The sequence below is a fragment of the Treponema sp. OMZ 857 genome, assembly GCF_024181085.1.
GTDB lineage: Bacteria > Spirochaetota > Spirochaetia > Treponematales > Treponemataceae > Treponema.
Genome location: NZ_CP051147.1, coordinates 1707707 through 1721889, shown reverse-complemented (window position 1 = coordinate 1721889; position 14183 = coordinate 1707707). Strand labels below are relative to the sequence as shown.

Below are 14183 nucleotides of genomic sequence, written 5' to 3'. Positions count from 1 at the left end.
GGTAAATAGAAAGTTGTAGTACAATTACACAATAATAGTCATAGAATATAATGTGTTAAATGTATAAACTAGCTCATTGTATGTATTTTCTCGCGAAAACTATGATCATTCCGAATACGGAGAAAAAAATGTTAGGGCAAAATGAAAAAATGAAGCAGGAGAAAGTACGTTTTCCTATCGGTGCAAAATTGGTTATAATGATTTCCATTTTACTCATTATTGCACTCGGTACGATTACTCTTTTGGTAACATTATTTGGCAGCGAAGATGTCCAAATAACTGCTGAAGAAAACAACCGAACGGTAAACGCACAGGCTGCAAATTCTGTTGAAAATGAACTTTCTTCTATTAGAGCGAATGCTTTTCTGTTGTTGGATCTTATTAATACGGCCGAGAGTTCAAGCAGTTTTGCAAAACAAGCTGCTGCGTTTTATTTTGAACGAAATCCTTCGGTTGCCGCTGTTCTGGTTACCGATTCGCGGCGTCCCGATGGTATCGACCGTACGCTGCTGAATACGACATTCTTTTTATCCCATGAGCTTGACCCTTCGCTGGTCGAAGCATTTTTAAAGCAAGAACGAGAGGCGTCGGTTCAAGTAGAGCAGGGAATTATGAAAATCCTCAATGCCACTCCTCTTTTTAATCAACCGATGCTGGTCTTATTTTATCCGTATAGAGAAAAAGGGCTTGCCCAAGGACTTGCGGTATTCTTTTCTGCAGAAAAACTTTCCGATGTGGTCGGTCAAGGAACATTACAAACAACGTATCTTGTCAACGATACTGGTGATGTGCTTATTCATCCCGATTTTGATCTTATCCGCCGGGGTACGAATGTGGCCTCTTTCCCGCTTTTTACTCAAATGAGAGAAAATGGAGATACCAACCGGCAGATGCTGTTTCAAGATGAGACCGGCAAAAAATACTTCGGTTCCTATACGCGCCTTTCGCTTGGAGATGCCGCGGTTCTTACCACCGCAGAAGCTGCCCAAGTGCTTGAGCCCGTCAACGATACGGCAAAGCGGAACCTCTATTTGAGCGTAGCGGTACTTGCCCTTTCCGCAATGTTTGTATGGTTTTTATCAAAGAGTATCAGTACCCCGATTAAGTTGCTGACCGTTGCGGCTCATCAAATTGAAGCGGGTGAATATGAGCTGGACTTAAAGCCGAAAACACGTGATGAAGTCGGTCTCTTAACGTCAAGCTTCGTGCAGATGGGAAAAGGACTCGCGGAGCGGGAACGCCTCAAGGATTCTTTCGGCAGGTTTATCAATAAAGAGATCGCAGAGCTTGCCGCTCAGGGGCGGTTGGCTCTCGGCGGTGAAACTAAAGAAACGACCATATTCTTTTCCGATATTCGTTCTTTTACTGCTATTTCTGAAAAGCTCGAACCGTTTGAAGTTGTCGGTTTCTTAAACGAGTATATGACTCAGATGGTTGAATGCGTCACCGATACCCACGGTGTTGTTGATAAATTTATCGGTGATGCGATTATGGCAGTGTGGGGAGCGCCGACAAGTTCCGGTTCTCCGCGTGAAGATGCGTTGAATTGTATCCGCGCAGCGCTTCGTATGCGGGCAGCTCTTATGCAGTTTAACCGCGGACGCGGCGGCGATAAAAAGCCGATTATCCGCATCGGTTGCGGTATTAACTCGGGGCATGTTGTTGCGGGGCAAATCGGTTCTCAAAAGCGTATGGAGTATACGGTTATCGGTGATGCGGTAAACCTTGCATCCCGAACGGAAGCTTTGAATAAACCGATGGGTACCGATATCCTTATCACTGAATACACTTACAAACTTGTACATGATCAAGTTCTCGTAGAAGAGATGCCGTCGGTTACCGTTAAAGGAAAAGAAAAGCCGCTCCGTATGTTTGCGGTTATTAATATGCCCAATGAAAAAGGTATCCCGGGTGCCGGTGAAAAAGGCCCGACGAGTCTTAATCAGATTAGAAAGGTATTGGGGATTCCCATTCCCGATTTTGCAAAGGTGAATCTTAATGAAGACGAGAAAAAATACAAAATCCAATCCTAGCTTTACAAATGTCGGCACGGACATTACCGTGGTTGTCTTGTCGCTGTTGGTGATTTTTGCGTCTTCTTTTTTATTTGTTAAAAACTTAAACAGAACGTTTTCACGCAATGACAAAACACCGGTTGCGACCGTAACTTTTAAGTATAAATCGGTTCAGCGCAAGTTTCTTGATCGTGCCGTTTGGGATCGCCCACAGCAGAATTCTCCTGTGTACAACGGCGATACTATACGTACTTCACCCGAAGCAGAGGCGACATTGTATTTTGTTGACCGCAATGTCGTTGAACTCGGTTCGAGTACGATGATCCAGGTATTTGTCAACAACGAAGAATCCCGAATCGATCTGACGAACGGCCTTGTATCGGTTGAAACCTCTGACTCTTCCAATATGCTGATTAGTTCGGAAAATACCACGGCAAAGATTTCAAAAGGATCTTCATTCCGCGCCGATAAAAGCGGCGAAGGAAATCTTCAGCTTGTCGTGGAAAGGGGAGAAGCTGCCGTTACCGGACAAGATGGGGCGGAGAAAACGGAACTGCTGACACAAGGCGCGGTTATACAGACGGGCATACAAACACCTCTGGTGGTTGTTAGTCCGGGTAAAAATGTGCGATTGCTCAATCAAAGCGGAAACGGCACTGATGTAGCATTCCAATGGCAAAGTTCTTTACCTGCTGCCGAAGAATTAATACTGGAGACTTCGCCGCTCAGTAATTTTTCCGATGAAGTTCAAAAATATACGCTTACCGGCTTAACGGAATATACGCTTGCAAAGCAAAACCGATCGTTTTATTGGCGGTTGTATTCTGCTGCAGCAGGTGCTGAGTCTGCTGTTAATGCTCAATCCGGTAAGGTGAATATTATTGCCGCCCCAGCTCCGGTGTTGTTGGAACCGGCAGTCGAAGCGCAGTATGCATATACGGTGGCACCCCCTGCTATCCGTTTCTTATGGGAGGGAAATTCCCTCGTTGCTTCTTATTTATTGGAAGTTGCCGACAATCCTGAACTGAAAAATCCTCAGTTAAGCCGGTTCGTTAATACCCAGTCGCTTACGTTGTCTGATTTTGCTGAAGGAACGTGGTATTGGCGTGTTACTCCCCGCTATCTTATCAATGTTGAAAATGCACCTGAGTCATCGAAGACGGCATTCTTTCATATAGAAAAACAATCTACTGCGGCTGAAGAAGCTCCGCAGGTATTGTTTCCTCAAGCAACGGCGGAAACCTCAAGTGGAAAAGGAATGTCTTTTGCATGGAAAAATATCTCCGAAACAAAGTCTTATCGGCTTAAAGTGGCAAAAGATGCTGAAATGAAGACGGTTGTAGTCGATACAATCGTAGAAACGAATTCTTTTAAACTTGATGATGCGGCAGCGGTTCTGCCGAATGGCGATTATTATTGGACGGTATCAGGGATCGATTCAAAGGGTTCCGAAATGGCTGCCTCAACTCCCGTTAAATTTCAAACCGTTAATACCGATTATGCACTGCGCGGTATTTTCCCGCCGAATGGATATGTGCTTGCGGATACTCTGTGTCCTGATACCCGATTTACATGGAAAACAAATGTCGAAACGGAAAAACATTTCCAAGTATCTGCGTCTAAAGATTTCTCGACGCTTGCCGTTGATGTAAAAACATCCGGTAACGGTATTGAGGGGATTTCTCTACCGCACGGTCAATGGTACTGGCGAGTTATCGCCGACAGTGAAATCGGTCTTATAAAAACCGAAACCAAGCATTTTACTATTGCGCCTCCGTTGGATAAGCCGAACTTATTCGGTATCGGTGGTACGGTTATTGTTTTTCCTTCAGGGAAAACAAAGTTCGCGTGGTCTCCTGTTAAAGGGGCCGATTATTATCAGGTGCGTATTACAAAAATCGGTAATGAAGATTCTCCGTTATATGAAAATTTATTTATTACGGAGACTCAAGTTGAAATTGCTCTGCAACATGTTTTAGAAGGGGGCTACCGCATCAGTATTCAAGGTTTTGCTTCCGCTTCTGTAACGTCTACACGGCGGTACGGCTTGGCTGTTGATCATAACTTTGCGCTCAAGCATCTAAAGCCTGTGGAACTATTGTATCCTGCTGACGGGATAAAAATAGGCGGGCTTGAGGCAGCGCTTGATCCCTTTACCTTTAAGTGGGAATCGATTGTTCCTCCTGCTTCGTCAAAACTCATATTGAGAAAGTCCGGTACTGCGAATCCGGTTTTTGAAGTATCGGATCCGCCTACAGCAATACAGGCACCTGCGCTTGAATCGGGAAAATATACCTGGGAAGTAAAGGCTACCGTTCCGGAAGGTTTTGATATTTCATCGAGAAAGCGGTTTACGTTTACCGTTTTACCGATACCTCCATTGCCGCAAGCTGTATTCGGTTTCCCTAAAACTGATACTGTGTTGGATGCCGCTTTCTTTAAGTCAAACAGGAGTATTGATTTTAGGTGGAGCAATGTCCCGGATGCGACTCATTATTGGTTTAAACTTTCCGATTCTGCCGGGCGTTCGATATTTACAACCGATATCCGTGCAGATGGTGCAACAGAGCCGGCGGTCAGCTTTAAAGACATTGCGCGTTTATCCCCCGGCACTTTCTCTGCAGAAGTGAAAGCGCAACGGCGATTAAGTAATGGAAAAGTATTCCAAGACGGTACTGTGTCGCGTGTACGTTTCAAAATAGATATACCTAAGGGACGAACGGTATCGACGGATGAAACAGGAGTTTTATATGGAAAATAAGTACGGTTTGTTGCTTGCCGGTATCCTCTTTTTTTGTTTTATTCCGTTATCGGCGCAAGAGCGTTCTTCCCCTGTAGAGGATTCAAAAAAAGCGGGGACTGAAAAGAAAAATTATTTTCTTAAAGAAACTGATAAAGGTGTTATGCTTGTGCAGCGTTTGTCGTGGGAAGCGTTGGATGATATTTTGGGGTTTGAATTTGACCTTGAACAGCAGGATAGAAAAACAAAAGTATGGCGCGTGATAGATAAACGCACTGTAAAAACGAATTATGCAGACGTTTCTTTGCCACCGGGAGATTACCGTTTCCGTGTACGGGTTATCAACCTTTTAGGGCAAAAAGAAGATGCAACTCCATACCGTAACTTTGCCATCCGTATTGCGTATCAACCGGAAGTTGCTTCCGTCTCTCCGCAAGTTATCAATTTTGACGAGTTGGAAGGTCAAACCCTTACCATAACCGGTAAGAATTTTCATGAAGAAACGTCTTTTATTCTTACAAACAATTTCAGCGGAGCGGTTTTACGCGGGACTGTGAGTGAGCTAAAAGATAACGGAACTCATGCAGTTGTCTCTTTTGAGTTTACGAAGGCGAATCCGGGAACGTATACATTTGCTGCGGTTGATCCGAGTGATCTTTCGGCAGAAAAAGACGATATTGTCTTCCGCTTCCAAAAGCCGCTTGATATATTTATTTCGGGTAACTATGTTTTTAACGGCTTTATTGGAAATGATATATTGGCTAAAAAAGAATATTTCGGTGCAAATTTTGCCGCGTTGGGGGGAGGTTTGCGGTTTACCGTTGTTCCGATAAAGCGGTTTTATGGGAATTTCGGTTTTAATTTTACCGGTTCGGGAGCCTATTTAAAAAATAAAACCGATGGGTATACGCTGAGTGCGGGGGTATTGTTTGCTCAATTGAATGCCGCTTATTTTTACCCCATTATTAAACATCGGTTGGTATTCGATGCGCATGCCGGATTAGGTACTATGTTTCTCGTGAACACCCAGTTTACCTACAATGCGACACAAAAGATAACAAGCGATAAAGCATGGTATTGGGGATTAACTGTTAATGTCGGCACGGCATTATATGTATATGTGTATAAAAGACTATATATCGAAGTTAATCTTGACCATATAATTCCTATTCGGAAAGGAAAGGGATTCCCGAAATATATTATCCAACCGCAGTTGGGCATCGGGTGGGAATTCTAAAGAGTTGGGAAATCTCTAAAAACCGAGGTGGCTTTTAGAGGTTTCACATACTTAATCTTGATATTCGATAGTTTCCACCATCCGATCCTTTGATAAAACCGTATTGGGGAATATCTCTTGTGCATCTTTGAGCAGCTGTTTTAAGTCGTAATCCGTATAACGGGGACTGTAGTGAATCAGCGCCATCTTTTTGACGGCAGCATCTCGTGCGATTTGTGCTGCCTGCGTACAAGTCATGTGTTTTTTTTCAGCGGCATCCTGTTCCATACCTTTTGCAAACATGGATTCGCAGACTAAGAAGTCGGATCCTGCAACCTCCGGCGCAATGGTTGGCAAATATTTTGTATCGGTTACAAAGCTGAATTTTCTGCCGCTTCGAGGCGGGCCAAGGACTTGGCTGCTTTCTACAATAGTACCATCCGCTGCCTCTACTGCCACTCCTGCCTGCAGCTTTGACCAAAGCGGTCCGCATGGGACATTAAGTCTGCGTGCCGCCTCCGGATCGAATGCTCCCGGACGGGGAAATTCCTCAAATACGTAGCCGAGACAAGGCTTGGTATGTTCAAGCCGGAACGCCCGTACTTGAAATTCATCGGTTTTATATACAATGCCCGGTTCGGAAACTTCTTGGATGATAATTTCGTAATTGATATACATATCGAGAACTTGCCTACTTGTTTCGACATATTCTTTGATTTTCGGCGGGCCGATAATGTAGAGCGGCTCATCGCGGTCAACCTGCGCCGATAGCATCAAAATTCCCGGTAATCCCGTTACATGATCCGCATGGGTATGACTGATAAAGATGGTATTGATTTTTTTCCATCGGAGGTTTAGGCGGCGTAGGGAAACCTGTGTGCCTTCGCCTGCATCAAAAAGAAATAAATCGCCTTCACGGCGAAGTAGTACCGAAGTAAGATGGCGATACGGTAAAGGCATCATGCCCCCGCAGCCCAAGATAAACGCTTCAAGATTCATAGATGGAAGAAGTATACCTATTTTGGGGCTTGACGTAAATAGTAAAATAGGATAAAATCTCTTTTGTTATTTATTTGAATGCGGGCAATTAGCTCAGTTGGTTAGAGTACAAGCATGACACGCTTGGGGTCGCTGGTTCGATTCCAGCATTGCCCATCCCTCCGCATAATGTCTAATCGAACGATTGGTATACCGTATTAATATTCCTAATACATTCCGAACAAAGTGACGTCTGTTTTGTATCTTGTTCCGCAAGCGAATGTGCATAAGCTCGTGCGCAGCCTTTTATTGAACAGCGTGGAATACCGATGAGGTGTCCGGCAGAGGCCAGTCCCTGCATCACAGCACGGTTTATAATAACGCTGTTTTTTGCTTCGGGGGTGATAAAGCGGTGCAAACTCATAATAGCGATATGCCGGTCATATAACCCGAACAGAAAGTTATTATTATCTTCACCGGAGTAAATATCCTTTGATGTAATAGCCAACACTCCGATAATATTGGGGTTGGTAAGTTTTTGCTTTGTATATTGTCTTATTTGTCGTATAAGAGTATTTGCATCATATTGCATCGTATATTCTCGATTAAAATCTTCCCAATCTTTCCGGTCATATCCCGATTGGATAAAGGCATATTTCATAAATAATAATCTGTTCTGTTTTTCTTTTAAATCATCTTTTGTCAATCCTATTTCTTCCAAAATAGGTGCAAGTTCTGTTTCGCTGTGCTTCTCGTATAATTGGGTGATGTACTCGCGTATATATGCATCAAGGGTGTCTCTGGTATGCTCAGTGCTTTCAGGAATATCGATATACTCCTTGATGACTGATAGTTTAAAATCTTGCCGTATTCGTTCTGCGACTGCATCGGCTGCCAATGTGTGTGCATTGGGAAATACGAGGACAAGTATTGATTTTGCATACATCGGTTGGACGGTCTCTTTTTCAAGAGGCATATTCGGAAACTTTGCCGATAGCTCAGTACAGCACTGTATGATTGATAAATCATTACAGGCTGTCAATATATATTGGAGACGCTCAAAAGATTCTTTATATTTTTTAAGACAAAATTCAAAATAAGCAGCTCTATATTGATAGAGGTAGTTTGATGAATCGAGCTGTAATCCTTTGATAACGCTTTGATAGGCTTTTTCATATTCTTGTTTTTCAGCATATATGTCGGATAATGTAAAATAGATATCGACATATTTCCGGGCAGAAACATTGAACATTCTGTCAAGCTCCGCAGCTTGACGTTCCAATTCATGTAGGTTGTTGGTCTGCTTTTCACTTGACGGATTATCTGTAGTTGACCGGTTATTTGATGTACACGCACAAAATAAAAAAAATGTGATGACGCCGAATATCGTTCGGTATTTATTTTCTCTTTTCATCTTTTTTACCTCTCTTTTTAGTTTTGAGAGAGTTTCCTTAGATTTAGATGCGACGTTTAAAATTAAGTCATTGCTGTATAAAGACTTAATTTTAAATTCGACGGGGATGTTCAAAAAGTAACCAACTTTTGGGACATCCCCATACTGAACCTTTATTTATTCCATAGATTTTTTAAATACGTCGGAATATCCGAAAAACGGAAATGTAAACCGAATTTTAAGTAGCAGAAAGCGGCAGTCCCGGCGATGAGTATACCGAGTATGATAAACAGAGCTTTCCGTCCGTTTTTCTTATCGGCAAAGGGATCGATGGGAACCACGATACTGCCGAATGGAATAGCGGCAAGTTTTGTAAGCTGAGTTCCGAACGGAATATTGATTCTTGTGCGGATATTTACTGCCCAGCCGTTTGCTTCAAGAATCGGAGCAATACTGCGTTTACGCAGCTTCATCGAAGCTAAAATCATCGACGGGCCGGAAATACAGAGTAAAATGCCGATAAGTCCGAGCGGAACCCAAAAACCTAATCCGAATAATGCTTGCAGAATACTGCCGATTAAGGCTGAAATACCGCCTAATGCAGTACCGATCAAGGCAATAGTTCCTAAGTCGAGTTTTTTGGCGGCTACAGGTGCGGTAGGTGCTGGGGCTGTACCTGCTGCGGCTTGTTTGTCAGCGGTTGTGACGGTGGCTGCCGTCTTGGAAAGCAAATCGGCTGATTTCGCTTCGCCCGCTGCAGCTCGTGCCGCAATTTGAGTTTCAATCATTGCAGCGAGTTGCTTATATGGCATGAAGAACGCCTGCCGGACACTGATCGGGTTGGCAATAACTTTTGTAACAACTGCATTCCAATCCTTGCCGATGCGGTCGTAGAAAATACCGTTTCGACCGATTACGATATTGTCGCTATCACCGTTTGTAAACAAGGCAACGATTTTTTTAGTTGTTTCTCCCTTGCGGCTGATATCGCAGTATACCAAATAGGCTCCGGAAAGTGTATCCAAGGTCGCATGGCGGGCGTCTCCGTTAAGTTCAAAGCATAAGTCCGCTGCGCGTGTATCAAAATACAATACACCGGCTTGAAAAACCGAACCTTTGCCCTCATAAAAGTCGCTGAAGCTGATATAGTTTTTCAATAATGTAACAAAATCGCGGCGTAGAAGTACGAGTTTTTCCAAATTGGATACATTTCCGCGTTCTTTTTCGATTGTTAATGCATATCGAATTAACGAGGAAACTTCTCCTTGTTTTTCGCCGTTTGTGAGTGCTTGTAAGAATGGAACGCTGAGCAAAGCTGCCGGTGTCGTAGGTTTGCTGTTCAAGCGTTCTTGATACGGCGCCAGTTTTTGTACGATAAGGGTGAATTCATCCTGTGTAATGCATTCCTTGTGCCCGAGCAGCGGTAGGACAGCATCTTCTGCAAAGGTTTGCAGCTTTGCTTTCCATGCAGGATTGACTCCTTTTGTCAGAGGCAACGGCTTATCAGCGGCTGCGGCGGCGAGCGGCAATGCATACAGTGCTTCATTATTGTAATGAATACTTTCGGCTGCAAGTTGTTGGAATACCTGTTCATCGGCGGATAAGGCGGGAGCCTTATCCGGTGCATATTCGGTTAATGTGCAGCGTAAAAAATAATCATCCGCTTTTTCTTTTATTGCGGAAAGTGCTGCTGTTGCTTTTTGAGTATGCTCCAGATCAAGCGGCAAAATTCCTTCTTCTGCGAGAGATGTTTCCCATGCTAAAAATGCTTCGGCATCGGCCATTAAATCCTGCAGAATACGTTGTTGAACTCCGTCTGCAAGTGTACCGTTTGCGATACAAGAGGCAAGGGCAATATTGATGAGATGTTTTAGTTTATCATCATCAGAACCGTCAGTCGGTATCGGTGCATTACAATCAGGTGTATGTGCATCAAAGAATTTTTTTTGCGTTTCTATATCTGCTATCGAAATTTCCTGTGCATCATTCTTTTTGATATGATCCAGTAACCATCGGGCACTGGCGCAAAGCGTTTCATCCTTAATCGATGCCAACGGTACTGAATTTCCTTCTTCCATTAATAAAGAAAGATCTGAAAGCTGCGCACTGAGCCAATCGACGGCAGTTAGAATTTCAGGGGGACGGATGAAGCTGTCGCCGTCATAGTCGAGCAGTGCAATTGTTCTAGGATCAAAAAATATCCCCTGAGTCGGCATTGCCAATACCGTCCATAATTTCTGGTCAAGTTCGTGCAAATGGGTAATATCATCTGCACTTTTCAAAATGACCTGGGTAACACCGCCGAAGCGTGAAAAATTCCAGCGGTGCTGTTCAGTATTTTTTTGTAGTATCATAATACCTCGTGAAGATATTTTCGATGATTCCGCTTGAAATGTCAATGATGGGTGTTTAATCAAAAAATCAGTAAGAAGTGGACAGAGCTGTACCTCCAAAAAGTTTTAGTTTTTTTAGAGGTACTTGTTTTTTATATCAACTTCCGGCATTCAAGATAAAACCGCTTTTCACTAGCCTCTCCCATCGAAAAACTTTTTCTCGGTAGCGAGCCGTTTTCGGCGATGGTCGAAAAAAAGCTCTCTTTAGAAATAGGCGGTAATAAGAGGGAAACTGCATCGGAATTCTGCGGAATACGGAAAGCCTCTTCGGAACCGTGAATATAATCTATCTGAAGGTTGTGCGTTTTGATAAAGTCATCCAAAAGCGGCTGCAGAGCGCTTACTGCGAGGCAGGTCATATCGGTTTCGAGACAAGTGAGCTCGCCGGTTGCAGCGATAAAACCGAACGAAGCGGAGGAATGTTCTACTTTGTGCACTAATTCTGGCTTATCGGAACAAGCTATAACCTTACCCCCTAGTTTTGATTGCAAGAAAGCGATTAATTGTTTACTGTCTGCACCGAAGATAACACGGTGAATGGGTTCGAAGGTAAGGCCTGAATCGTATAGGTTCACAATTTCGACAAGAGCATAGCGCAGCGGATTGGTCTCAAGATTGTTCGGAAGCGAAATGGAACCATTCGGCTGTTGAACGCCTCCGTGTTGCCGCTTATACGCATCCCATACGGCTTTTGCCGTTGCAAGAGAATGATTCCCGTCGCCTACCGCGAACATAAACACCGAACCGTCAGCGCCGGTATTGGCTCGGTACAGTTTTTCAAGCGCTTTTTCCATATATGCAGAACAGTCGGCAGGAAGAGCCCAGCCTGAAATACTGCCGGAATTCAGCATAAGCTGTGCGGTATAGATCGGTGTAGCTTGAGCGTTATGGATGGAATCGCCGATTTTTTCTATTAAAATTCGTTCAGGATCATCGACCAGCAGCATAATATGCGGCATTTCCAACGCCGCTCCTTGCCTAATCTCCATCCGCGGGGGAAGCCGCTCCACAATCGTAGCTTCGGTTGCGCGTATTTCCGCTTTTGAGTCCGTCCGCCAATCGTATTTTTCCAAATCGATACAGGTAACAATCCCTTTCCGCAAGCGATTATAGGCTGTTTTTCGCTCGATATAAAGCATGGAATGCACGGGATTTGCAAAAACACCTGCTGCAAGGTAGTCTTTCATTGTTTTTTGGATATTGATAATTTCTTGCTTCCGTTGTTCATCGGAAAAGGTATTTAAATAGACTTCCGGCAAAATCATGTGCAATGTTGAATAACAGTTTTTTGCAACCGCGGCAGCTTTGCTCCAATAATCGGTATCCTGCGTATATTGGTCGCAAGCGATCACAGACCATGCGGTGAGGTTAACACTTTTATGAGGTAGTAAAATATCGGGCGTCCTAAGCGCACATTTTTCAAAAATATTCATACCAACAGTATAAAAGATAATAAAAATAAATTCCAGACACAGAGTTAGGGTATCTATGAGCATTACAGTATCTGTGAGTTGCTAAAAACGTATATATGCCCTATAATAATAAAATACTGTTTTAATTATTTTTGTGGAGGAATATAATGCAGGCAATTATTTTAGCGGCGGGAATGGGAAAGCGACTCCGATCGTACACGAAGGATGCGACAAAATGTATGGTCAAGGTCAATGGAAAAACATTAATTGAATATACGATAGAAGCGCTTGTGGCAAATAAGATAGATAGGCTTGTGGTTGTAGTCGGATATAAGGGGCAGCTTTTAAAAGATTTTATCGCCTCAAAGTTTAATGCGGTTAATCTGCACGGCATGAAAATTGAATACATTGAAAACCCTGTGTATGATACGACAAATAATATCTATTCGTTATATCTTGCCGGAAATGAAATGGCAAAGGATGATACCATCCTGCTCGAAAGCGACTTGATTTTTAAACCTGAAATTCTAACCCGCCTGATTACCAGTCCCGATAAGAACCTTGCGGTTGTTTCGCCATTTGAATCGTGGATGGACGGTACTTGTACCTTGTTGGATGAAAATAACTGTATTACCGCCCTTCTTGATAAAGTCCGTTTTAATTGGTCGGATACCGAATATTACTATAAGACCGTCAATATCTATAAATTTTCTAAAGAGTTTTCACAGCAATACTACTTGCCGTTCCTCGATGCCTATCAAAAAGCCTTTGGCAAAAATGAATACTACGAGCAGGTTTTAAAAGTTATCTCTTTCTTATCGTCATCGACCTTAAAAGGATTGGTGGTAAGCGGAAAGGATTGGTATGAAATTGACGATCCTGCCGATCTTGCTATTGCAGAAGACCGATTCATGACAGGGCGCGAAAAACTACACAGCCTTGAAAAACGGTACGGCGGTTATTGGCGGTTCCCTCAGCTCAAGGATTTTTGCTATCTGGTTAATCCGTATTTTCCACCGGAAAAACTTGTCAGCGAAATGACGGCCAGTTTCGGAACGCTGTTAACGCAATATCCGAGCGGGGCAGCACAGCAAAGTCTCCTCGCTTCCAAAATATTTAATGTAATGCCGGAACATATCGTCGTTGGAAACGGCGCTGCGGAATTGATTTCTTCACTCGCAAAATTTACCGAATGTACCGTCGCTATTCCATTCCCTACATTTAACGAGTACCCTGAACGATTCTCGCTCGCCAAGGTTGTGCCCGTGCCGACCGATATGCAAACCTTTTCATATTCAGTGGACGATATTATCGGGACGGTGAAAAAAGAGCATGCAAAGGCCGTTGTTTTAATCAATCCTGATAATCCGACGGGAAATTTTCTAGAAAAAGATGATGTATTGCGGCTCTGTGGGGAATTGAAGCAAACCGGTACCGTTCTCTTTTTTGACGAATCGTTTATCGATTTTGCAGAAAAATCAAAGCGCTATACACTGCTTGACGAGAATATTCTGACTGAATACCCAAATCTCGTTGTTGTAAAGTCGATTAGTAAGAGCTATGGAGTGCCGGGATTGCGGCTCGGTGTTCTTGCCTGCGCCGATGCACAATATATTGCACATATTAAAAAAGCCAATGCTATTTGGAATATTAACTCATTCGGCGAATACTTTTTGCAGATTTACGATAAATATAATAAGACCTATGCGGCTGCCTGCGATTCAATCGCCGCCGAACGCAGCCGTTTTTCTGAAAAACTGGCGGAAATTAAAGACCTTACGGTTTTTCCAAGCCAAGCCAATTATATCCTGTGCCGGTTGACCGGAGCAGTCAAAGCCGAAGAACTCGCCGTTAAGCTGCTTGAAAACTATAATATCTTTATCAAAGATTTATCGTCGAAGAAATGCTTTGAAGGCGGCAATTATATTCGCCTTGCCGTACGGGATCAAACCGATAATGATATGCTGATAGCGGCATTAAAGGCTGTATTGCACGAATAAAGGCGCTTGTTGCTTATTTTATAAAAACAGAGCAGA

8 protein-coding genes and 1 tRNA gene are annotated in these 14183 nt (G+C 43.4%); 5 read left to right on the top strand and 4 right to left on the bottom strand.

Annotated features, from left to right (window positions below):
* The first annotated feature begins 128 nt into the window (after positions 1–128).
* From E4N66_RS07790 to E4N66_RS07780, 3 genes are read left to right on the top strand one after another with little or no spacing between them, the layout of a single operon-like run.
* Complete coding sequence (locus tag E4N66_RS07790) at positions 129–2033, top strand: adenylate/guanylate cyclase domain-containing protein (protein WP_253727563.1); 1905 nt, start codon at positions 129–131, stop codon at positions 2031–2033.
* Positions 1999–4776 (top strand): FecR domain-containing protein, encoded by a 2778-nt coding sequence (locus tag E4N66_RS07785; protein WP_253727562.1) that lies wholly within the window; start codon positions 1999–2001, stop codon positions 4774–4776. The genes E4N66_RS07790 and E4N66_RS07785 overlap by 35 nt, the downstream gene beginning before the upstream one ends.
* The gene (locus E4N66_RS07780) at positions 4766–5992 is read left to right on the top strand and encodes a fibronectin type III domain-containing protein (RefSeq protein ID WP_253727561.1); all 1227 of its coding nucleotides are present in this window, start codon (positions 4766–4768) and stop codon (positions 5990–5992) included. Before E4N66_RS07785 ends, E4N66_RS07780 begins: the two co-directional genes overlap by 11 nt.
* A gap of 51 nt (positions 5993–6043) precedes the next feature.
* Here the strand turns inward: E4N66_RS07780 and E4N66_RS07775 are convergent, their stop codons facing one another.
* Positions 6044–6970 carry a ribonuclease Z gene (locus E4N66_RS07775; protein ID WP_253727560.1) on the bottom strand — a complete coding sequence of 309 codons (927 nt, stop codon included), beginning with the start codon at positions 6968–6970 and terminating at the stop codon, positions 6044–6046.
* A gap of 82 nt (positions 6971–7052) precedes the next feature.
* Here E4N66_RS07775 and E4N66_RS07770 point away from each other — a divergent pair.
* Positions 7053–7126, top strand: a tRNA-Val gene (locus E4N66_RS07770).
* 16 nt (positions 7127–7142) lie between these two features.
* On the opposite strand, the gene E4N66_RS07765 is transcribed toward E4N66_RS07770, so the two are convergent.
* From E4N66_RS07765 to E4N66_RS07755, 3 genes are all read right to left on the bottom strand, one after another.
* Positions 7143–8363, bottom strand: coding sequence for an archaemetzincin (locus E4N66_RS07765; protein ID WP_253727559.1), 1221 nt, complete (start codon positions 8361–8363; stop codon positions 7143–7145).
* A gap of 152 nt (positions 8364–8515) precedes the next feature.
* Positions 8516–10696 (bottom strand): YccF domain-containing protein, encoded by a 2181-nt coding sequence (locus E4N66_RS07760; protein ID WP_253727558.1) that lies wholly within the window; start codon positions 10694–10696, stop codon positions 8516–8518.
* A 131-nt stretch (positions 10697–10827) separates the two neighbouring features.
* Entirely contained in the window at positions 10828–12168 is a 1341-nt protein-coding gene (locus tag E4N66_RS07755; protein ID WP_253727557.1) for a DUF1015 domain-containing protein, read from the bottom strand.
* Between the two features lie 146 nt (positions 12169–12314).
* Between E4N66_RS07755 and E4N66_RS07750 the strand changes: the two genes are divergently transcribed.
* A complete protein-coding gene (locus tag E4N66_RS07750; protein WP_253727556.1) occupies positions 12315–14147 on the top strand; it encodes an aminotransferase class I/II-fold pyridoxal phosphate-dependent enzyme in 1833 nt (610 codons plus the stop codon).
* Positions 14148–14183 lie beyond the last annotated feature (36 nt).